Source organism: Veillonella sp. CNR 79/14 (assembly GCF_003992185.1).
In the GTDB taxonomy this organism is placed as follows: Bacteria; Bacillota; Negativicutes; order Veillonellales; family Veillonellaceae; genus F0422.
The window spans coordinates 16431-39129 of record NZ_RQVH01000012.1; the positions used below are offsets into that span (position 1 = coordinate 16431).

20 protein-coding genes and 1 other annotated feature are annotated in these 22699 nt (G+C 40.3%); all 20 genes read left to right on the forward strand.

The genetic code is table 11. The features are described from left to right. Nucleotides 1-327 precede the first annotated feature (327 nt). The gene (locus EO119_RS05350) at nt 328-1671 is read left to right on the forward strand and encodes an MFS transporter (protein ID WP_126940933.1); all 1344 of its coding nucleotides are present in this window, start codon (nt 328-330) and stop codon (nt 1669-1671) included. 364 nt (nt 1672-2035) lie between these two features. Next, a complete protein-coding gene (purB, locus tag EO119_RS05355) occupies nt 2036-3331 on the forward strand; it encodes an adenylosuccinate lyase (RefSeq protein WP_126940934.1) in 1296 nt (431 codons plus the stop codon). A 336-nt stretch (nt 3332-3667) separates the two neighbouring features. After that, nucleotides 3668-5134 carry an energy-coupling factor ABC transporter ATP-binding protein gene (locus EO119_RS05360; RefSeq protein WP_126940935.1) on the forward strand — a complete coding sequence of 489 codons (1467 nt, stop codon included), beginning with the start codon at nt 3668-3670 and terminating at the stop codon, nt 5132-5134. Between the two features lies 1 nt (nt 5135). Further along, nucleotides 5136-5942 (forward strand): energy-coupling factor ABC transporter ATP-binding protein, encoded by an 807-nt coding sequence (locus EO119_RS05365; protein ID WP_126940936.1) that lies wholly within the window; start codon nt 5136-5138, stop codon nt 5940-5942. Nucleotides 5943-5952: 10 nt separating this feature from the next. Beyond that, nucleotides 5953-6624, forward strand: a complete 672-nt coding sequence (locus tag EO119_RS05370) for an energy-coupling factor transporter transmembrane protein EcfT (RefSeq protein WP_126940937.1) — start codon at nt 5953-5955, stop codon at nt 6622-6624. Nucleotides 6625-7148: 524 nt separating this feature from the next. Next, nucleotides 7149-7460 carry a PepSY domain-containing protein gene (locus EO119_RS05375; protein WP_126940938.1) on the forward strand — a complete coding sequence of 104 codons (312 nt, stop codon included), beginning with the start codon at nt 7149-7151 and terminating at the stop codon, nt 7458-7460. Nucleotides 7461-7813: 353 nt separating this feature from the next. Beyond that, complete coding sequence (locus EO119_RS05380; protein WP_126940939.1) at nt 7814-8332, forward strand: pyridoxamine 5'-phosphate oxidase family protein; 519 nt, start codon at nt 7814-7816, stop codon at nt 8330-8332. A gap of 109 nt (nt 8333-8441) precedes the next feature. After that, complete coding sequence (locus tag EO119_RS05385) at nt 8442-9068, forward strand: peptidylprolyl isomerase (RefSeq protein ID WP_126940940.1); 627 nt, start codon at nt 8442-8444, stop codon at nt 9066-9068. Nucleotide 9069: 1 nt separating this feature from the next. After that, on the forward strand, nt 9070-9342 hold the full coding sequence (locus EO119_RS05390; protein WP_126940941.1) for a GIY-YIG nuclease family protein: 273 nt from the start codon (nt 9070-9072) through the stop codon (nt 9340-9342). Between the two features lie 36 nt (nt 9343-9378). Then, nucleotides 9379-9837, forward strand: coding sequence for a DUF1934 domain-containing protein (locus EO119_RS05395; RefSeq protein ID WP_126940942.1), 459 nt, complete (start codon nt 9379-9381; stop codon nt 9835-9837). Continuing rightward, entirely contained in the window at nt 9803-11467 is a 1665-nt protein-coding gene (gene argS, locus EO119_RS05400; protein WP_126940943.1) for an arginine--tRNA ligase, read from the forward strand. The genes EO119_RS05395 and argS overlap by 35 nt, the downstream gene beginning before the upstream one ends. Before the next feature lie 31 nt (nt 11468-11498). Continuing rightward, nucleotides 11499-13109, forward strand: a complete 1611-nt coding sequence (locus EO119_RS05405; RefSeq protein ID WP_009352983.1) for a CTP synthase — start codon at nt 11499-11501, stop codon at nt 13107-13109. A 178-nt stretch (nt 13110-13287) separates the two neighbouring features. Next, nucleotides 13288-13488 (forward strand) — a binding site (T-box leader). A 330-nt stretch (nt 13489-13818) separates the two neighbouring features. Next, nucleotides 13819-15357, forward strand: coding sequence for a 2-isopropylmalate synthase (locus EO119_RS05410; protein WP_126940944.1), 1539 nt, complete (start codon nt 13819-13821; stop codon nt 15355-15357). Between the two features lie 4 nt (nt 15358-15361). Continuing rightward, on the forward strand, nt 15362-16627 hold the full coding sequence (gene leuC / locus EO119_RS05415; RefSeq protein WP_126940945.1) for a 3-isopropylmalate dehydratase large subunit: 1266 nt from the start codon (nt 15362-15364) through the stop codon (nt 16625-16627). Nucleotide 16628: 1 nt separating this feature from the next. Then, a complete protein-coding gene (locus tag EO119_RS05420) occupies nt 16629-17123 on the forward strand; it encodes a 3-isopropylmalate dehydratase small subunit (RefSeq protein WP_126940946.1) in 495 nt (164 codons plus the stop codon). A 4-nt stretch (nt 17124-17127) separates the two neighbouring features. Beyond that, complete coding sequence (gene leuB / locus EO119_RS05425; RefSeq protein WP_126940947.1) at nt 17128-18201, forward strand: 3-isopropylmalate dehydrogenase; 1074 nt, start codon at nt 17128-17130, stop codon at nt 18199-18201. 305 nt (nt 18202-18506) lie between these two features. After that, complete coding sequence (gene pheA, locus EO119_RS05430; RefSeq protein WP_126940948.1) at nt 18507-19394, forward strand: prephenate dehydratase; 888 nt, start codon at nt 18507-18509, stop codon at nt 19392-19394. Nucleotides 19395-19708: 314 nt separating this feature from the next. Next, the gene (locus EO119_RS05435) at nt 19709-20122 is read left to right on the forward strand and encodes a PepSY domain-containing protein (RefSeq protein WP_126940949.1); all 414 of its coding nucleotides are present in this window, start codon (nt 19709-19711) and stop codon (nt 20120-20122) included. Between the two features lie 241 nt (nt 20123-20363). Then, nucleotides 20364-20675: a hypothetical protein gene (locus EO119_RS05440; protein WP_126940950.1), complete on the forward strand. Its 312-nt coding sequence runs from the start codon at nt 20364-20366 to the stop codon at nt 20673-20675. A gap of 324 nt (nt 20676-20999) precedes the next feature. Next, nucleotides 21000-22571 carry a methyltransferase regulatory domain-containing protein gene (locus EO119_RS05445; protein WP_126940951.1) on the forward strand — a complete coding sequence of 524 codons (1572 nt, stop codon included), beginning with the start codon at nt 21000-21002 and terminating at the stop codon, nt 22569-22571. Nucleotides 22572-22699 lie beyond the last annotated feature (128 nt).

Consider the following 22699-nt stretch of genomic DNA (forward strand, 5'->3'; position numbering starts at 1 on the left):
AACTGTGGGGTTTCGTTGTCCCAATGGAACTTAATCAACTTGTTGGTTATAGTATATCATAAATAAAGAGAATTGTCATCTAAAAAAGTAGAACCTCCACAGTAGCCGCTGTGGGGGTTCTTTGTTTCGATGGAAACACTCAACCTATATGTCTGTAGTATAGCACAAGTCAAGAAGGCTGTCATATACATGTTAAACTTCTTTTTGAGGTATATGTACAATATATGCCGAAGGTTTAGATTAGTATAGTCTATAAGTTTAGTTGCTTTCAAAACCTCAATTGTATTGTTATAATGAGAGTATATTGAAATGAGGAGTGATAATTAGATGAAATCTGTTTTATATACAATGATGATAGCGGCGTTTTTAAATCCCTTTGTATCGAGTTCTCTTACGATGTCTTTTCCAGATATGATGCAAGAGTTTGGGGCTACTACGAATGATATGGCATGGGTGGTGGAATCTTTTTTACTGTGCTGTACGGTGGCGGTGATTCCTGCTGGTAAGCTAGCGGACATCTATGGAAAGCGCAAGCTATTTTATGTAGGTAGTATTGTATTTACGATGATATCTGGGTTTATGTGCTTTGTTGACTCAGTAGAGATGCTGACGGTGTATCGAGCCTTGCAAGGAATTGCCTTAGGGGTTGTATATACTACGTCTATGTCTATTTTAACTTTATCAGTACCATTAGAACGGCGCGGTTATGCATTTGGTATGATCGGAGGTATGGTCTATTTGGGATTATCCTTGGGGCCGGCCGTAGGTGGATTTCTAAATTATTATTATGGTTGGCGCAGTATTTTTGTGTTTACTACCTTACTAGGTGTTGTAGCAAATGTGATGGCTTTTCGCTCTTTGCATGAGGAATGGGTACATACACCAGATAGTAGTATTTCTACGAGAAGTTTACTTTTATACGCCTTGGGTATCAGTGCAGTGATGATTGGTATTACGGAATGGGTTCGATTTTGGTGGAGTGCCTATGCTGTGGGAGCTGGTATACTAGCATTATGCCTATTAGGTTATGTGGAGTGGAATAGTAAAGATCCACTCATACCAGTTAGAATGTTCTTGTCCAATATAGTATTTACGATGTCCAGTATAGCTGCGATGATGAACTTTAGTGCCACCTTTGGTGTAGGTTTTGTATTATCTTTATTTTTACAAATGATTATGGGATTTGATTCTCGTATGACAGGATTGATTTTGTGCATACAAACCGGAATTATGGTGTTCTTAGCACCACGGATGGGAGCTTTGTCTGATCGATATAATCCCGCAGTATTTGCTCGTTGGGGCATGGTACTCATCGGTGTAGGTTTACTAGCTATGGCGTATGGCACTTTCACTGAAAGCATGACAATCATTATGGTGAGCTTAGCTGTTGTTGGTATTGGAGTTAGTTGCTTTGCACCGCCGAATAATAATCTAATTATGAGTTCTGTACCGAAAGAGTACATCGGTTTTGCATCGTCTACCATTTCCACAGTGCGGCTATTGGGGCAGACATTGAGTATGGCACTTATAGGGATTATTCTTGCGTATACAATAGAAGGAAGAACGGCGCTACAAATGATGGAGTATAACAGTACTATCGCATTAGTTGTGTTTGGTATTATTTGCTTGGTTGGGGCGATTCCTGCTGGATGGAATAAAAAGAGTATATAATGCAAATGTACTTGATTATGGTTTTTTCATCATGAGATAACGAATAGTAGTGCATAGAGATTGATTAGAACAGCCATGTTGTTTCTAAAAACTTTCACGTAGGGTAGTTTTTAGAAGTGATGTGGCTGTTCTTGCCATGTGCTAGTTTGATATAGTAAGAGAGTTGATAGAGTGGTTTCTGCTGCTAAGTGGTTGTTAACTATTAGTTGACAACCACTTTATACTTGTGGGATCACGAACTAATAGCTGACAGTTGGCCCTGATTTTTGTATAATGATAAAGTAATATAGAATGCCCTAAGGGGATGTACAATGGATAATAAAATATTTCTATAAGGAAATGGATTAGATAAAGGAGTTATAGTATGATTAATCGCTACACTCGTGAAGAGATGGGACATATTTGGAGCGAACGCAATGAGTTCGATACGATGTTATTAGTTGAAATTTTGGCATCGGAAGCGCAGGCAGAATTGGGGATTATCCCAAAAGAAGCGGCCGTAGCGATTCGTGAAAAAGGGGACTTTCAAGTAGAACGGATTCGTGAGATTGAACGAGAAACGAATCATGACATTATTTCCTTTGTCACTGCTGTAGGCGAATACGTAGGACCTGAGTTTGCGAAATACATTCATCTTGGCTTAACGTCTACAGATGTAAAAGATACGGCCTTGGGATACATGATGAAACAAGCCTGCGACTTGTTGTTAAAAGGCTTGCGCAATTTCCGTGAGGTCCTAGCTCGCCGTGCGGTAGAGTTCAAATATACGCCGATGATTGGTCGTACCCATGGTATTCATGGGGAACCAATTACATTTGGTGTGAAGCTAGTGAACTGGATGTCCGAAATTGATCGTGACATTGCTCGTTTAGAACAGGCTCGTCAATCTGTAGCGGTAGGTAAATTGTCTGGAGCTGTAGGAACATACTCTAATATTGATCCATTTGTGGAACAATATGTATGTGAAAAATTGGGGTTAGAACCAGTGAAAGTAGCTACACAGGTGGTATCTCGTGATCGTCATGCAGAATTGTTGTCTATGATTGCTGTTATCGGCGGTACCTTGGACCGTATCGCTTTAGAAATTCGTCACTTACAGCGTACAGAAGTCCGTGAAGCGGAAGAATATTTTAGCCCAAAACAAAAAGGTTCCTCTGCGATGCCGCATAAACGCAATCCAATTACGTGTGAAAGAATTTGTGGCTTAGCTCGTATCTTACGTGGTCACGCACAAGCAGCCTTTGAAGACCAAGCTTTATGGCATGAGCGCGATATTTCTCACAGCTCTGTAGAGCGTGTGATTTTACCAGATGCGACAATTACATTAGATTATATGATTCATCTAGCCATTCGTACGGTAGATAAATTATTGGTATATCCTGAAAATATGATGAAAAACTTGAACTTAACAGGTGGCCTTGTATTTAGCCAAACGATTTTAACGCATTTGGTGGATAAAGGGGCTGTTCGTGATGAAGCCTATCGGTGGGTGCAACGTCATGCTATGGCTCGTTGGTTGGAAGGTAAAGACTTCGCTACAGGATTGAAATCTGATCCAGAGATTGCAAAATACCTAAGTGCAGAAGAAATTGATGCCTGCTTTGATCCAACACCATTGTTACGTCATGTAGATACCATTATGGCTCGCTTTGGATTATAATAAGGCATGCGGGTATATAATTAGGATAGTAAAACTAAGCATTGACTTCAACATGGTGTTAAACAAAAAAAGGATGGTGGCAGCTCTGAAAGGTGCGAGTTTGTCCGTTCGTGAATGAGAACGCATCCGTATACAAAACAATTATTGGCAGCTAGCCGTGGGTAAATGGCTATCGTCTATACAGTAGCAAAGACCACAACATTTCCTTGGGAAAGTGTTGTGGTCTTTTTTTGATATAAATATTATCCTAGTGATAGCATGAATCGTAAAAAAATAGTATAATTGTATTTTAGAATATACGATACAAGTGATATAGAAGATGATAGGGAGGAACGTATGAAAGAAATCAAAGATGTGTCGAAACTGACTTACACGCATGTACAAGGTGGTCAGTTTCGTTGGATAACGGTGAGTACCATCATGCTAGCTTTGGGAACGATTTTACATGCTGTATCCCCAAGTGTGGCAGGGGTCACACCGAACTGGACTATAGCTACTTATTGCGTAGCTATCAACTTAACGCGTCCAACCCTTAGACAAAGTTTAGGTATTGGTTTGGTAGCGGCCTTGATTAATGTATTCACGTCAAAATCGGCATTGCCATATGGTAACCTGATTAGTGAGCCTTTGGGGGCTTTCACTTGTGCTGTGTTAGTGCATTATATTTCTAATCTGAAAATTGGTAGGCTAAATGTAATGCCGATTTTAAGTGCTTTCATCAGTACTGTAGCATCTGGTGGAGCTTTTATTACTTGCTTATATCTCGTGTTAGGATTGCCTAGCAATGTGTATTGGAATGCTATGTGGCCATTGGTGTTGATGGTATCCCTTTGTAATGCGGTAGTGGCACCATTCTTGTACATTCCAGCGCAAAAATTATTGGCTCGTCAAACTGTGAAAGGGCAAGAATTGACGGATAGCAGTGATCACAGTGATTTACACATTGTACCGTCTGTGAAAGCACCGATTGTTATCGAGCATATGAGTTATCGCTATGGGAATCAAACGCAGTATGCCGTGAAAGATATTAACTTAGTGGTGAACGAAGGAGATTTCCTTGTCATTACAGGCCCAGCAGGCTGTGGTAAATCTACCATTTGCATGGCTATGGCAGGAGCTGTACCGAAGTTCTATGGTGGTACCATGGAAGGCATGGTATTCATCAATGGAAAAGCAGTGACGCAATTAGAAATTCCAGATGTAGCAGATGATATCGGTATCGTCTTAGCCGACTATGATACACAACTAGTGACCATGACGGTGGCAGAGGAAGTAGCCTTTGCCCTTGAAAATCGTGGTTATACAGCGGAGGCGATTCAAGAGCGTACAGCCATCGTATTAGAACAAGTAGGCTTAACTGGATTGGAAGACCGCAATGTGTACAGCTTGTCTGGAGGACAACGTCAACGGTTGGCCATTGCCTCTGTATTAGCGGTCAACCCATCCATTTTAGTCTTAGATGAACCGACTAGTTCTTTAGATCCAGAAGGCACAGAAGAGTTATATCGCTTAGTAGGTTCCTTGAATCGTGACCATGGTATTACCGTTGTGGTTATTGACCATGATTTACATGCTGTCTTACCATATGCAAATCGTATGGTATTAATCGATGGTGGGGAGCTAAAAATCGACAGCTCTGTAGAAAATGTATTGTCTTATATGTATGATACGAATACATACGTAGATGCATTGCCATCCTTATTTGTGACTTATAAATCCTTAGCAGCAAAAGGGATTGCTTTAGATACCCCATGGTTGTCTTTAGCATCTGCGAAGTCTAGTCTTATGAAAGGAGAACGCTAATATGTTACAAGTTGAAAATCTGCGCTTTTCCTACGTACCGGGACAAGATATTATGAAAGATGTAACTTTCACAATTGGGAATGGTGAGTTCATCACATTAGGTGGTCGAAATGGTTGTGGAAAAACCACTGTGACCCGTTTATTAGTGGGTTTGGAAACACCTGTAGAAGGTAAGATTTCTTACGACGGCCAAGATATTACGAATATGCCTACCTCTGAAAGAGGACGTTTTATTGGCTATGTATTTCAACAACCAGATCGCCAAATGTTCCGCCAGACTGTGGCAGAAGAGGTGGCATTTGGTCCTGAACAGTTGGGATACGACAAAGCAACGGTAGATCGCATCGTACAAGATGCTCTAGAACGAGTAGGTATTTCCCATTTAGCAGAATCCTATCCATTAGGCTTACGCCGTGGAGAAAAGCAACGAGTAGCGATTGCCTCAGCGTTAGCGATGCAGTCTAAACTGTTGATTCTTGACGAACCTACTAGTGGACAAGATGGAACAGAAACAAAAGGTTTACTTGTGTTGTTACAAGAATTGCAAGCCCAAGGTTTGACCATATTACTCATTACCCATGATATGGAAATTATGGCGGAATATTCTACACGAGTGATCATTATGGGATATGGCACAAAAGCCTTCGATGGATCCCCGGAAGAATTATTTACGCATCGTGAGGATCTATTAGAACTCGGTTTAACGAAGCCACCGAGTGTAGTGCTTAGTGAAACGGTACCAGCCTTAGGGTATTGTAAATCTATGAAAGAATTTGAACTGCGCTATGCAGAGTATGTGAAAGGATAGGAGGAGACCGATGAAATTTGTACCATTAACAAAAATTTGGGCAACAATCTTCGTGTCCATCTTAGCCATTGCTATGAAAACTCCAGAATTATTATTGGCATTATTCGGGGTAGAAGTGCTGTTGATGCTTGTTGGTGGTATTCTATTCCGTCAATGGAAAGCATTATTCGCCTTAATCGGGTTTTCTGCGTTCTTAGGTATCGTACAGTACTTGGGTAGCTGGTCCGTGGACTCCGCGGTTGTAACAGCTTTGCGCATGTTGACGATGACCACCATCTTTATGATGCTCATTGTAACAACAAAAACACAAGATTTAACAGTGGCTCTTGTACAACAATGTCGTATCCCCTATGCGTATGCCTTTATGTTTACAGCGGCTTTACGCTTTGTACCAGACTTTTTACGTGAAAGTAAAGCGGTGCAAGAAGCACAGGCCTGTCGGGGTATGTCGTTAGAAGGTAATTGGCTGACAAAGATAAAATCTTACATGACGGTCATTCAACCGTTGATGTTGAAGTCGTTGAGCCGTTCGGAGACAATGGCATTGTCCTTGGAACTTCGAGGTTTTGGAAATCAGCAACATACATTTATGCGGAAAGTGAGCTTGCAAGGCATTGATTATGTGGCAGTTCTTGTTATGTTGGGCATCACATATGCTGTGATACATTACATCGTACTATAAGGGTCACTGGTGATGCTATATAGCCTGTGGGGTGTCACTAGTTCCGCTATGTAGCCTGTGGCGTTCTTAACTAAATATGATAAAGGGAAGAGCGCGATGCTCTCCTGTTGATGATTGTCACGTTCAAACAATACTATATAAAGCAAATAAAGAGCACGGCACATTCCTTCAGAAACGGTATTTCATAATGTTTCTTCAGGAACATGCCGTGCTCTTTTAGGATAGGTGTAATTATGATATAAATGAACGTGACATTACCTTAGTTTATTTGAGGCACACCGTGCTCTTCTTGTATTTGTTTTATTTAGGCAGTAAAGGAATGCCACAAGGCTACTACGGCTAACTGCGTTCCCTAGGGAAAAAGAGGGCTGTTTATTTTGTTATAGTTTATAACTATGCAAATTTAGCATAGAGAGATCTATGGTTATATTTGACGTCCTATTTGTATCTAAGATATACTAATACTATAGGATATAGAAATATATCGATATAAAAGATGAGTTTCGTTTATTGAGGAGCATACTATGAACAAAGTAATGAAACAATTAGCGTTAGTAGTTGTGGTAGGTGCAGGTTTATTTGCAGTGGCTGTGCCAACACAAGCGGCTTTCGGTAAATATACACTAGTACAAGCGCAAGCAGCTATTAGCTATGATCGTGCAGTAGAAATTTTTAAAGCACAATATCCAGATTATCAAATTAAAGATGTTGATTTTGATGTGGACCATGGTCGTCCTCATTATGAAATTGAAGGTTTCCGTGGATACGAAGAAGTTGATGTAAAAATTGATGCGGCTACGGGTGAGATTTATCGCGTGAAATATGATCGTAACTAAGTCGTTTCTTGTTTTGCTATGTAGCCTGTGCCGTTCTTACCTAAATAAAATAAACGGAAGACCGTAACACACCCCTTCTCAAACTATACAGTGGTTATGTTTGTTCAGGGGTATGTTACGGTCTTCTTATGTTTGTGTGATTTAGGTAGTAAAGGAACGCCACAAGGCTGCTACGCTTAACTGCGTTCCTCAAGGTGTGAGGTGATATGCAAACTTGCACTTTGCTAAGTTTGCTTAGGAAATGTCGTATTTACTTTGGTCGAGCTAAGTTTTTAATAATAACTTTCAAAATTATTCTGCAAGTACTTGAAATGGACATGGCTGTTAGTGCTATAATAGAATGAGGTAAGTTCGTGCAGGGGTTGAAAGGAGAATTGATGGATTATAAAGTAGCAGCTTCTTTTTGGACAGAGAAGGATAAAACTGCAAGAAAGATGGACCCACGTGAATTGCATGTTGAGATTGTTGATTTTTTGAAAGCCCATCATACGTGTGCTTTGTCGACGCATAGTGAAACGGGTGTCCGTTGTACTCCATTATCGTATACTGTGCATGGTGGATACATTGATATTTTCTCTGAAGGTGGTGAGAAATTCTTTCACTTAGAAGAAGATAAAAATGTATCTCTTACTGTGTTCGATCCTTATGAGGGTCCAGGTACGGCGAAGAGTGTTCAGATTCAAGGTGTAGCAACGGTGCTAGGCCCTGATGATGAAGAGTATGCTAAGGTACTAACAGAAATTGGTATGGAAAAATTATTAGACCGTGATGATGCATTGTATTTGATTCGTGTGAAATCGAATGAGATTGTTTACTTGAATGGTTCTTTGCGAGCACGTGGCTATTATATTCGCCAAGTCTTGGCGAGATAGGGTAGATTCTTTTTGCACATCTGCGTCAAGTATGATATAATAAATAAAGACCGCCGTTAGAGGTTTCATCTAACGGCGGTCTTTATTTTAGAAATGGAGACAACAATTAATGAATATACAACGTATCTTACTGAGTGCGCTATTAGGAGCAACGTTAGTAGTGACGGCTGCTTGTGGTACTGACGCAGCTCAGCAAGCAAACTCTGAAGTAGGGAAAGAAGTGAAAGTAGAAACAAAAATGCCTAGCTTTGATGCGACGCCTATTGCTGATGAATATGCTACGATTCATACGAATAAAGGCGATATCAAAGTACGTCTATATGGCAGTAAGGCTCCTATTACTGTGAAAAACTTTAAAAGTTTAATTGAGCAAGGATATTACAATAATTTAACCTTTCACCGTGTTATCGATGGATTCATGATCCAAGGTGGAGATAATAAAAAAGGTGGTCCTGGATATACAATTCCTGATGAAGTAAGCAATGATTTACACTTTAATAAAATGGGGATCTTGGCGATGGCTAATGCAGGTCCTAATACAGGGAATGCTCAGTTCTTTATTACAGTGGCACCAACCCCATGGTTAGATAACAAACACACCATCTTTGGAGTGGTTGTACAGGGTATGGATGTGGTAGAAGCAATCAGTCGTGTGCCGAGAGATAAACGGGATACTCCAAAAGAACCAGTGGTGATTCAGTCTGTTGATTTAGCACCAATCCCAGCTGGTGAATAAGATGGAAGAAAAATTTTATACCTATATGGTGCGCTGTGCAGATGGATCTCTCTATACGGGATGGACTACAGATTTAGAAAAACGTATACGAGCCCATAATGGTGAAATTAAAGGGGGCGCCAAGTATACACGAGGTCGAAGACCTGTCACTTTGGTATGGAGTACAGCTTTCAGTAGAAAGCAAGATGCGCAATCCATGGAACAACAAGTGAAGCGCATGGAACGGTCCCAAAAAGATGCCCTCATTGCGGCAAGTTGTGATATAATGAAATGATACAGATAGTGCGTGAATACGAGAGGAGGAATGCTAATGAAACGAGTCATTGTGTCCGTGAAAAGTACGCAGCGTGATGCGGATGGAGAAGATACGGTGGTGGAATTAGTATCCTCTGGTAAGTATTATGAAACAGCCTTGGCGAAACATATTATTTATGATGAAAGTGAAGTCACTGGTTTGGGGAATACAAAAACAACGATTAAAGCCTATAAGGATTCGGTGGTACTCCTAAGAACTGGTGAATTTTCTATGCGCCATGAGTATCAACTAGGGAAGACTAACATTGCAAGTTTGGAAACGCCATATGGAGCGGTAGAACTAGCTATGCTAACCCATGAATTAGACATAGATTTGGAAGATGGCAAGGGCCATATTTGTTTAGGATATGATATCTCTGTTGGTGGTGAATGGCAATTTTACAACCAGCTATATGTAGAGATTCGGGAGGATGTACATTATGGACATGAAAGAAGTTTTGAAAGCAGCCATTAAGGATGCTTTGCAGATAGCTCTAGAACAAGGAGAATTACCAGAAGGTGCCTATCCAGAAGCACATTTGGAAGTGCCACCGCAGAAAGAATTTGGCGATTTTTCTACGAATATTGCTATGCAATCTGCACGGATAGCGAAATCCAACCCACGTGCTATTGCGGAAACGATCATTTCCCATATGAATTATGATTGGTTAACGCGCGCAGAAGTAGCAGGTGCGGGATTTATTAATTTCTTCCTAGCCTCTGATGTGATTTACGATACTTTAAAAAATATATTAACAGCTGGTGAAACATACGGTAATGCACCACTTCGTGAAGAAGATACTGTGCAAATCGAGTATGTGAGCGCAAACCCAACAGGATTGTTACACGTAGGTCATGGCCGTGGTGCTGCGTATGGTAGTGCGTTGGTAAATTTAATGCGTGCAGCTGGATATAATGTGTTTGCTGAATATTACATCAATGATGCAGGTAAACAAATCGACAACTTAGCGGCCTCTGTGAATGCTCGTTATTTGGAATTATTAGATATGAAACATGAGTTCCCTGAGTCTGGCTATCGTGGTCAAGATGTTATCGATACAGCGCAGGAATTGATTAACTGGAGAGGCGATTTCTTTGCAGTGCTTCCAGAAGAAGAGCGTGTTCCATTCTTTAAAGAATTTGCTTTAACAGAAAAATTAAATGGATTACGTAAAACATTGCGTAATTTCCGCGTAGGGTTTGATCGTTGGTTTAGCGAACGTAGTTTGCATAAAAGTGGTGAGATTCGCACATTAGTGAATCAGCTATTAGAATCTGGCGGAATGTATGAAAAAGATGGGGCTTACTGGTTGGCATCTATGCAATATGGAGATGACAAAGACCGTGTAGTTATCCGTGACAATGGAGAGCCAACATACTTAGCCGCAGATATTGCGTACCACAAAGATAAATACGAACGTGGTTACAAACAATTAATTAACATTTGGGGTGCTGACCATCATGGTTATATTGCTCGTGTAAAAGCAGCGATGGAAGCGCTTGGGTTCAATCCAGATAAGTTAGAAGTTCTGTTATTACAAATGGTATTTTTATACCGTGATGGGGAACTTGTAAAAATGTCCAAACGTACTGGTGAAACCATAACTTTGGATGAATTGATTGAAGACGTAGGAGTGGATGCAGCAAGATACTTCTTCTTGATGCGCTCCTTAGATAGTCAATTGGACTTCGATATCAACTTGGCATCCTCTAAATCTAACGACAATCCAGTGTACTATATCCAGTATGCACATGCTCGTATTCATAGTATTTTTGGGCAAGTAAAAGAAGCAGGTATTGCCTATGGCGACTGGGCAAATACATCTTTCACAGCATTGCAAAGTGAACAAGAAGTGGAATTGATTAAAAAATTAGCGGCTTATCCAGAAGAAGTTCAACTATCTGCTAATAATAAAGCGCCACATCGTATCGCTAAATACTTGTACGATGTAGCAAGTCTATTCCATTCCTTCTATAAACAAGGTCGTATCATGGGCGTTGAACCAGAATTGCAACAAGCTCGATTAGGCTTGATTACGGCAACAGCACATGTATTACAACATGGTCTTGGTATCTTAGGTATTTCTGCTCCTGAAAAAATGTAATCAGAAGCGCATAATTTATTAGGGAGGCATCATGTCAACAAAGTATATTTTCGTAACAGGTGGCGTCGTATCATCATTAGGTAAAGGCATTACTGCAGCATCCTTGGGACGTTTGTTGAAAAACCGTGGATATAAGGTGACAATTCAAAAATTTGATCCATATATCAATATTGACCCAGGTACAATGAGTCCCTATCAACATGGTGAAGTGTTCGTCACTGACGACGGTGCAGAAACTGACTTAGATTTAGGTCACTATGAACGTTTCATCGACATTAACTTAGGTAAAACATCCAATATTACAGCTGGTAAAGTGTATTGGTCTGTGATCAATAAGGAACGTAAAGGTGAATATCTTGGCTCTACTGTGCAAGTTATCCCTCATATTACGAATGAAATTAAAAATGCTGTGTTCCGCGTAGGTAAAGAAGATAATGCAGATGTGGTGATTACAGAAATCGGCGGTACTGTGGGGGATATTGAAAGCTTACCGTTCTTGGAAGCTATCCGCCAAGTGAAAAAAGAAGTCAACCGTGATGATGTGTTATATATCCACGTAACATTGGTACCATATATTAGTGCAGCTGGTGAGTTGAAAACAAAACCAACACAACATAGCGTAAAAGAACTTCGTGGCATCGGTATTCAACCAGATATCATTGTATGCCGTACGGAAAAAGAAATTTCCCGTGAAATGAAAGATAAATTGGCATTATTCTGTGACGTGGATCCAGATGCTATCGTGGAAAACCGCACTTGTAGCACGATCTATGAAGTGCCTTTGATGATGCAAGATGAAGGATTAGACAGCATTGTTGTACGCAAATTGAACCTAGAAGATCGTCCTGCAGATATGACAGAATGGAAAGAAATGGTTCATAAAATCTTACATCCTAAACAAGAAATTACCATCGCTCTTGTTGGTAAATACGTAGCATTACATGATGCGTACATTTCTGTAGCAGAAGCGTTGGGTCATGCAGGTATCGTAGAAGATACAAAAGTGAACATTAAATGGGTTGATTCTGAAGCGGTAGAAGCTGAAGGTACTGATTTAGCCGAAGTATATAAAGATGTAGATGGTATCTTAGTACCAGGCGGTTTTGGTTGCCGTGGTGTAGAAGGTAAAATTTCTACGATCCAATATGCTCGTGAGCACAAAGTGCCATTCCTTGGCATTTGCTTGGGCATGCAAACATCTGTGATGGAATTTGCTCGTTCCGTTTTAGATATGAAAGGCGCTACTTCCACAGAATTTGATGAAAGTTGCCAGTTCCCTGTGATCGACTTAATGGATGACCAAGTAGATGTAGATGAAAAAGGCGGTACAATGCGTCTTGGCGTATATCCATGTAAAACAGTACCTGGTACAAAAGTGCATGAAGCATACGGTGAAGACTTGATTTACGAGCGTCATCGTCATCGTTGGGAATTCAACAATGCCTATCGTCAACAATTGACAGATGCAGGCTTGATTATCTCTGGTACATCCCCTGATAATCGTCTAGTAGAATGCGTTGAAGTAGCTGATCATCCTTGGTTCGTAGGCGTACAATTCCACCCAGAATTGAAATCTCGTCCAAACAATGCACATCCATTGTTCAAAGGATTTGTGAAAGCGGCCATCGAAAATAAAAAATAAGACATAGTGAGTATGTAATATAGAAAGGACTGTAACGAGAATACAATAGATTCTGGGTGCAGTCCTTTTGTACTATATAACAGAATTTATTCGTATTGTGTACACACTTAAATGAAAAACACATTAGTCTATTGACAAGCGACTCGAAATACTATAGAATAGTCTTCAGTTACATAAAGCAAATGCGATGAACAGGTATAAAGATATAGTTAGTTGCTTTCAGAGAGCTACTGGTTGGTGTGAAGTAGTAGAACGGTTATATTGAAACTCCCCTGTGAGCAGCGATGGTGAAATCAAGTAGTCATCGACGGTAGTTCCGTTATAACTGTGAGAACCAACTAGGGTGGGACCGTGTTATTGAAATGATAATGCCCCTTGATGTGCGTTGCACATTGAGGGGCTTTTTTGTATCATAGGTTGATTAGTGTTTCTTACATTTTACGATGAGATCTGTATAAGGTATGCAGTACAAGTAGACTCTATTAGAATGTTCTGATAGTTGTAAGTATAGCTTACTAGCAGTAGAATATGCGGTTGGTTGTGAACAAACCGCTACACAAGATAGAGAAAAATCTGTGATGTAGTACTACTAAAACTATAGTATGTAAAATGTAAAAACCTCTATGAAACCAATACGCTACATATAACGCCCCTAGGGATGCATAGTCATCTCTGGGGGCGTTTTTTATTTTTAGAAAGAGGAATCATCATGGACAACAGAATTTATTTTTTTGATACTACACTACGCGATGGGGAGCAAACACCAGGTGTGTCCCTTCAAACACCAGAAAAAGTAGAAATTGCACAGTCTCTTGTACGCCTTGGATTAGATGTTATCGAAGCGGGGTTCCCAGCTGCATCGGAAGGCGACTTTGAGGCGGTATCTACGATTGCGAGAGAGGTACGTGGATGTACGATCGCAGCCCTTGCTCGATCCAACGAAAATGACGTGACAAGAGCAGCAGAGGCGCTAGCTAGTGCAGAGCGCAGTCGTCTTCATGTGTTTATTGCTACAAGCGATATTCACCTAGAATACAAATTAAAGAAAACTCGTGAAGAAGTACTAGCGATAGTAAAACATATCCTTGAGTTTGCGAAAGGTAAATTTGATGAAATCGAGTTCTCCGCAGAAGATGCATCTCGTACAGATTTAGATTATTTATGCCGTGTCTTTGAAGTGGCTATCGAAGGTGGAGCTTCTATCTTGAATGTGCCAGATACAGTAGGGTATATGACTCCAGAAGAGTTTGGAAATCGTATTCGCTACATTAAAGAGCATACGAAAGGTATCGAAAAAGCAATCATCAGTGTACATTGTCACAATGACTTAGGTCTTGCGAATGCTAATACGTTGGCAGCTATCGAAGCTGGAGCTCGTCAAGTAGAATGTACTATGAATGGCTTAGGAGAACGAGCTGGTAATGTGGCTATCGAAGAAGTAGTAATGGCCGTTAAAACACGTCATGACTACTATCCATTTGATGTACACATCAACACACCACTATTTACTCGTACTAGTAAATTGGTGAGCAAACTTTGCGGAGTTGCCGTATCTCCTAATAAAGCTATCGTCGGAGCGAATGCCTTCGCTCATGAGTCTGGTATTCATCAACATGGTATGTTGAATAATCCAACTACCTATGAAATCATGACACCAGCTAGTGTAGGAGCGGAAAAAACGTCCATCGTATTAGGTAAACATTCTGGTCGTCATGCCTTTGAAGATCATCTAGTGAATTTAGGCTTTCAGTTAGAAGAAGAACGAGTGAATGAGCTATTTGTGCAGTTTAAAGCCTTAGCAGATAAGAAAAAACAAGTTTACGATGAAGATATCTACGCTTTGGTGATGGATACTATGCATCACGAACAAGCATTTCACGTGGTACAACACGATTACCATTCCGATCAAAATGGATACGTTCTTGCTAGCATTCGTGTATTAACACCGAGTGGGGAACGCATGGACGCCGCTGTTGGTGATGGTCCAGTAGATGCTTCTTTCAGAGCTATCGAACGGTTAGTGAACACACCGTTTGTATTGGAAGATTTCCAAATCCGTTCCGTAACAGTGGGTAAGGATGCCCTTGGTGAGGCGGTTGTGAAAGTCAACTATAATGGCCGCAGATTCCAAGGCCGTGGGGTGAGCACAGATATCGTAAAATCTAGTGTAAACGCCTATATCAACGCAGTCAATGCCATTTATTTAGCAAAAGAATTAGAACAAGAGTTTGGAAACCAGGAGGGTTAATGTCATGGGTATGACCATAACAGAAAAAAATATGGCTCGTCACGCAGGGCTAGCAGAAGTAAAAGCAGGTCAAATGATTGAGTGTCAATTAGATTTCATCTTGATGAACGATATTACATTTCCGCCAGCGAAAAAAGAGTTTGAAAAAATCGGTAAACCTGTATTCGATGCAGACCGCATTTATTTAGTACCAGACCATTTCACACCAAATAAGGATATTAAATCTGCTACGCAAGCCAAAGTGATGCGCGATTTCGTGCGACAACATAAGATTACACACTATTTTGAAGTAGGGCGTATGGGCATTGAACACGTATTGTTGCCAGAACAAGGTTTAATTGGTCCAGGGGAAATGATCATTGGCGCCGACTCTCATACTTGTACGTACGGAGCATTGAATGCTTTTGCTACTGGTGTAGGTTCTACAGATGCTGGGGTTGCTATGGCAGAAGGTAAAACTTGGTTTAAAGTGCCAGAAACGATCAAAGTCGTGTTAGAAGGAAAGCCTGCCAAATGGATTTCCGGTAAAGATATTGTATTGGACTTAATCGGTAAAATCGGTGTGGATGGAGCTCGTTATAAAGCTCTTGAGTTCCATGGAACTGGCGTGCAATACATGACGATGGCAGACCGTTTGACCATCTGTAACATGGCCATCGAAGCGGGTGGTAAATGTGGTGTATTCCCATACGATGCAGTGACAGAGGAGTATATCCAAGGTCGCATCACACGCACTATCGAACCGATTGCAGCAGACGAAGATGCAGACTATTGCCAAGTAGTGACCATCCAATTGGACGAATTAACACCAGTGGTAGCATACCCACATCTTCCTTCCAATACGCATTACATGAAAGACATTGTAAAAGAAGACCGCATTCAAATCGACCAAGTTATCATCGGTTCTTGTACGAATGGACGCTTTGAAGATTTAGAAATGTGCGCAGAAATTTTTAAAGGTCGCAAGGTAGCGGACTTCGTGCGTTGCATCGTGATCCCAGGGTCCCAAGATGTATATAACCAAGCTGTAAAAGCAGGATTAATGGATATCTTCATCGAAGCAGGCTGTGCTGTAAGTACGCCAACGTGTGGTCCTTGCTTAGGTGGTTATATGGGTATCATGGCAGAGGGAGAACGTACCGTGTCTACCACAAACCGTAACTTCCGTGGTCGTATGGGACACGTAGACAGTGAAGTATATTTGGCAAGTCCCTATGTGGCGGCAGCAAGTGCAGTAGCAGGGTATTTAGCAAGCCCTGAGGAGGTATAATATGACAGACTTTCAAGGAACAATTTGGCGCTACGGCGACAATGTAGATACAGACGTAATCATCCCAGCACGCTATTTGGCAATCGCGGATATGGCGGAATTAGCAGAACATGCTATGGAAGACATTGATACGACTTTTGCACCGAATGTGAAAGCTGGTGAAATTATGGTAGCTGGCAAAAACTTTGGTTGTGGTTCCTCTCGTGAACATGCGCCAGCAGTGATTAAAGAAAAAGGTATTTCTTGCATCGTAGCAGATAGCTTTGCTCGTATCTTTTTCCGCAATGCTATCAACATCGGTTTACCAGTGATCGAAATTGGCGAAGCTGTGGACCGCATTCAAGAAGGTCACGAAATCGCTGTGGAAATGGCCACGGGAGTTGTACATAATGTGACTACCGGTGAAAGCTACCAGGGAACGGCACTACCACAATTTGTGCAAAATATTGCCAAAGCAGGTGGACTGGTGAATTTTGCAAAAACAAGACAGGAGTAATATGATGAGTGAAAAACAAATTGCCCTAATTGCTGGTGACGGTATTGGGGAAGAGATAACAAATTCGGCACGCGCTGTGGTGGATGCAGCCTTTGCCAAAGCTGGTGTAACAGCAAACTGGATTGAGAAAAAAGCAGGTGGTGCGGCCATCGATGCCTTCGGTGAACCATTGCCACAAGATACCATCGATGCATGTCAAGCAGCAGATGCTGTATTATTAGGTGCTGTAGGCGGCCCTAAATGGGATGACGTAGATCCGTCCATCCGTCCAGAAAAAGCTATCCTTGGTTTACGCAAAGCATTGGGCTTGTTCTGTAACTTGCGCCCAGTGAAAATCTATCCAGCATTGCGTGAATTTTCTCCGTTGAAACCAGAATTGGTAGAAAGCGTTGACTTTGTCATCGTTCGTGAATTAACAGGCGGCATCTACTTTGGGGAACGGGAAGAAGCACAAGGAGAAGGCCCAACAGAGTTTGCTTGGGACAAAGAGACCTATGCTCGTTATGAAGTAGAACGCATCATGGATGTAGCTGTGGAAACAGCTCGTAAACGATCTGGCAAAGTGGTGAGCGTAGATAAAGCTAATGTATTGGCGTCTTCTCGTTTATGGAGAAAAATTGCGAAAGAAAAAGCAGAAGCGAATCCAGATATCAACATGGATTACTACTATGTAGATAACACAGCTATGCAATTGGTAACAAACCCAGGTCAATTTGATGTACTAGTGACAACGAACTTATTTGGAGATATCTTGAGCGATGAAGGGGCTGTTATCTCTGGATCTCTTGGTTTATTGCCATCTGCTTCCATTGGTACAGGTACTTCCTTGTATGAACCAATCCATGGATCAGCACCAGATATTGCAGGACAAGGGATTGCCAATCCATTAGGTACGATTTTGTCTGCTGCTATGATGTGTCGTTACTCCTTGGATTTACCAACAATAGCAGACTCCATTGAAGAAGCGGTGACAGCCGTTCTTGATGCGGGCTATCGCACAGGTGATATGTACCGTGAAGGATTCACAAAAGTGAATACACAAGGCATGACTGACGCTGTCATAGCGCACTTAGGATAAGATGTAAGAGTATATAAGGTATAAAAAATCGCGGTACACTCCTCCACAAACTGATACTATCATTAGGTTTGCTTCGGAGTATGCCGCTCTTTTTTCATATGTTGTTGTCTAGATACCACTAACATCGCCTAGGGGCGCTATGAGGGGATTAGAGAAAAGTAGCTATGTATAATTTTAGGGAAAAGAGGAAGGTCTGTACAGACCTATCTCACAAGAAATATATATACTGGTTAAGGTTTCATGTACTTTTGTGTATAATAGAGTACATATGTCAATGTTAGGAACGGAATATAGGAGGAGTTACTATGCCGGATGAACGAGTTACGGATCTACAGTTGGCACACTCTGTGCTAGGCTATACAGGCGTACCTGGGGCCTATGCCTATGAAGTGTTACAGAATGTACTTTCAAAATATATAGAAAAGGGCGGATCCGTGGAAGGACAACGGATTGAGCGCTGTCAAAGTCATCGTGAGCTCGTACAGGCTGTTCACGAAGGGCGCATCGATTATGCTATATTGCCTATTGAAAACTCCATTGTCGGAGAAGTGCGAGATAGTACGGATTTAATCAAAGATAAGAATATCCACATCGTAGGAGAAGTGCGACATCGTATTAGCCATAGTTTGCTGGGGATACCGGGAGCCAGCCTTGACACGATTCAAGAAGTGTACTCCCACGAGCAAGCACTCATGCAGTGTTCGCAATTTTTGGCGACACACAGTTCGTGGCAACTAGGTCCTATGAACAATACCGCTATGAGTGCGAAATATGTAAGCGATACCCAGGATATCACGAAAGCATGCATTGCTAATGCATCTGCTAAAGAACTATATGGACTCACATTATTGGCATCAGACATTGCGAACTTCAAGGAAAACTTTACACGATTCTTCATTATTACCCACAAGGATGTAGTGATTCATGATGCCCATAAGTTAAGTATCATTGTACAAACATCGAATACGCCAGGGGCACTGGTGAAAGTATTACGAGTCTTTGAAAATCATCAGCTGAACATGGTGAATATCAAGTCACGACCATGTATGCACACGCCGTGGGAGTACTTTTTCTACATTGATATAGAAGGGGAAGGCCGTGAAGAAGTAGTACAACAAGCTTTAACAGAAGTGCGAGAACTATCTAATTACTTGCAAGTGTTAGGACATTATAAAATCTATGATGTACTGTGAGGGTTCAATCAGAACTCTGATATCATAGAATGCTAATATAGAGACATAATGTTTTGCGATTTCTAGATGTTGTAATGATGGATAGTATAAGAGGAGTAATTTAAAAGTTTGATGAAGTTTGGATTTACCCCCCTTGCCCACAGAAATAGAGGTATGATACTATATTACTATAAACCATATAGAAATATGTAGATATACTATGTAGATGTATTATGCAGACATATTATACTAATGTACTATGCAAATCTAGTATAGGCGGTCGCCAATTTCTATGTGAGTATTAAGAATGTGAAATTTGAGTAAGGAGACATAGTATGAAACGAAGCATTATTTCTTTTTTAGTAGGCGTAATCGTGACAGGTTGTGCAATGGGGTGGTTTTGGTATCACGATCGTGAACAGTATACACGTGCCATTCCAGCTGTAAAAGGATCAGCCCAAGTAGCGCCAGTGGTGAATGGGACACCAGCAGGAACGACAAATAATGCTGTACAACAAACTGGAGCTGTAGTGCCACAAGCAACGCAGCAACAAGTACAAATTACGCAAGAAAAAGCGATGGAAATCTTCAAAACAGCATACCCTGACTATCGAATTGAAAAAGTTAAGTTCGATACAGATCATGGTCGTGCTCATTATGAAATCGATGGGGAAACCTTAACACGGGAAGTAGAAATTAAAATCGATGCTGTTACTGGGGAGATCTTCCAAGTTAAAGAAGGGCATTAATAGTTTTTATTTTAAATACGATAGTCTCACTTTATATGCAAGCACATAACTTTACATAGTGATGAATTATAATATGGAACTATATCATAATTGCAACACATCTATTATAATAAAGAATGATTATGGTTTGTAAATTCCCTTGTAGTATCATTAGGCGTATGTTACTATATAAGTATATCGAAGGATATAGATATAGATTAAGTGATGGAATAAGATATATAAGTTATACAAGGAGAATACAATGAAACGATTTATTATGGCAATAGTAGTGGCAATTATCAGTACATCTAGCGTGATGGGTGCCGTTTGGTCCCAAGACCGCGTACAACATACAGAATCAACATCGACTATGAAAGTATCTGCACAAGCGGCACAAAGTGATACAGTAGTACCGAAACGTACAGGCAATACAGAGTTCAAACAAACAACGACTGTAGTACCTGTACAAGTGAACCAACCGGTGTACCGTGCACAAGATAACACTGTGGTACCGAAACGAGTGGGCAATACATTGCAAGCGACTACTGTTGTGCCAGTACAAATTGCAGAATAATACCTAGTGATGGATTCCTATGATATAGAACATATTGGATACCACTATAGAATACCTAACCTAAGTTTTGGGTTAGGTATTTTTTTGCTTCTATGGATATAGTTTTAATAGCTAAGTAGTATTATGTATAGGATACTTGGTACCTGTATTAGTAGTCATCATAGTATGGGTAATGAATACGAGGTATTATAAACTAAGTCCATAGAATATTCGCAAAAATTAGGATACTTTGCTATAATTAAATTGATTACATTGAATATAAGAAATGTTATGACCTTATAGATTAGATTGTTCTATGCAGAAAATATAAGAGAGGAATTATAAATGAAGTTAAACCAAAATACATCGATTACAAAAGAAGAAACAGAGGTAATCGAACACTTAAAAAATTCCTATAATGAATTAGTGTATCCATCTAAATCTTTTGGGGTTACCTCCATTAATAGTTTAGAAGCAAAGGCAAAATTGTGGGGGTTAAATCCAGTTCCAGCTAAAGAGGCTCGCGTGTTAGAACTAGGTTGTTCTATGGGTGGGAATATCATTGGACAGGCTGTGTATCACCAAGGGGCTACTTTTGTAGGGGTTGATCTTAGCGAATCTCAAATTGAAATTGGTAACGAAATCATCAACGCTATGGAGTTAAAAAATGTAAAATTAGTAGAACAAGATATTCTAAAAATTGACAAAGACTTTGGAACCTTTGATTATATTATCGTTCATGGGATTTGGTCTTGGGTGCCAGATGTGGTAAAAGATAAAATTTTAGAAATCTGTAATGTAAACTTGTCCGAACGTGGGGTAGCCTACATTTCTTATAACGTATACCCAGGTTGGCATCGATTGAATCAAGTTCGTGAAATGATGATATTTGCCACACAAAATGATCAAGGTATGGATTTATTAGAACGTACAGAAAAAGGAATTTCCTTTGTACATCATATGAATGAGCTTATTAAAGAGTCTAAAGATCTTGTTCCTACCTTGGAGTGGAAAACAAATAGCTTTGATTCGGCATTGGATCACAAAACCTATTATATTGCTCATGAATATTTAGAACCTATCAATGATCCGGTATATGTGAGTGATTTCATTAAGAGAGCTAAAAACTATAACATGGTATATGTAGCAGATACAGATTTCCAATTGTCGGCGATTACTTGGATGAAACAAGAACGTAGGAAATTAATTAATACTATGTCAGGTGGAGATTGGAATACAAAGGAACAAATTCTAGATTTTTATTATGACACACAATTCCGTCGTTCCCTATTATGCCATGAGTCGCAAGCGCATTTACTACGTCATAATGAAGAGTTTTTAATTGAAACTTTAGATTCTTTGTATTTTGGTATGGTTAATAAAGGTAAAGAGTTGAAGGATACTGACAATGCTGTAGAGCAAGCCATTGTAAATCAATGCCGAAAAGGAGAATTCTTTAATGTCGCAGATTGTAAAGCAGAACTGGAACGATTGCAGAATGGTGCAGAATACAATGAAATAGAATTATACAGTATGCTCATTCGTTTCTTATTATGTGGATTCATTGTACCTGTGACGGAGAAAAAAGAAATTACTACATTCCAAGAAGGTATGTCCACAGTGCCAAAAGAGATGGCTAATTATGTACAAACTGTTGTGGATAGAGGCGGTGATAAGTTCATTAATATCTCCGACTTATACAATGATAGCATCACTGGATTTAACTCTGGACATGTGCTGATGATGAAAGAGTTAGAAACACCAAAAACATTAGAAGAACTCTATATACTGGCAGATGAAAAGTTAAAAGTAAATGAAACAGAATCATCTGGAAAAGTGGTAGAAATAGCTGGTCGTACCGTTGTAGATGGTGTTTTAGATGATTTGGGACGTCTTGGATTCCTGTGTAATAAGTAGATGGATGTATGTCTGCCTAGATGGTAGATGTAGCTTTTCCTATTAAAAAGAGCTGTACTAGCATGTCTATGTGACATGTAAGTACAGCTCTTTTGTTGTGCTAGAGAATATACAAAGGACAGGACATT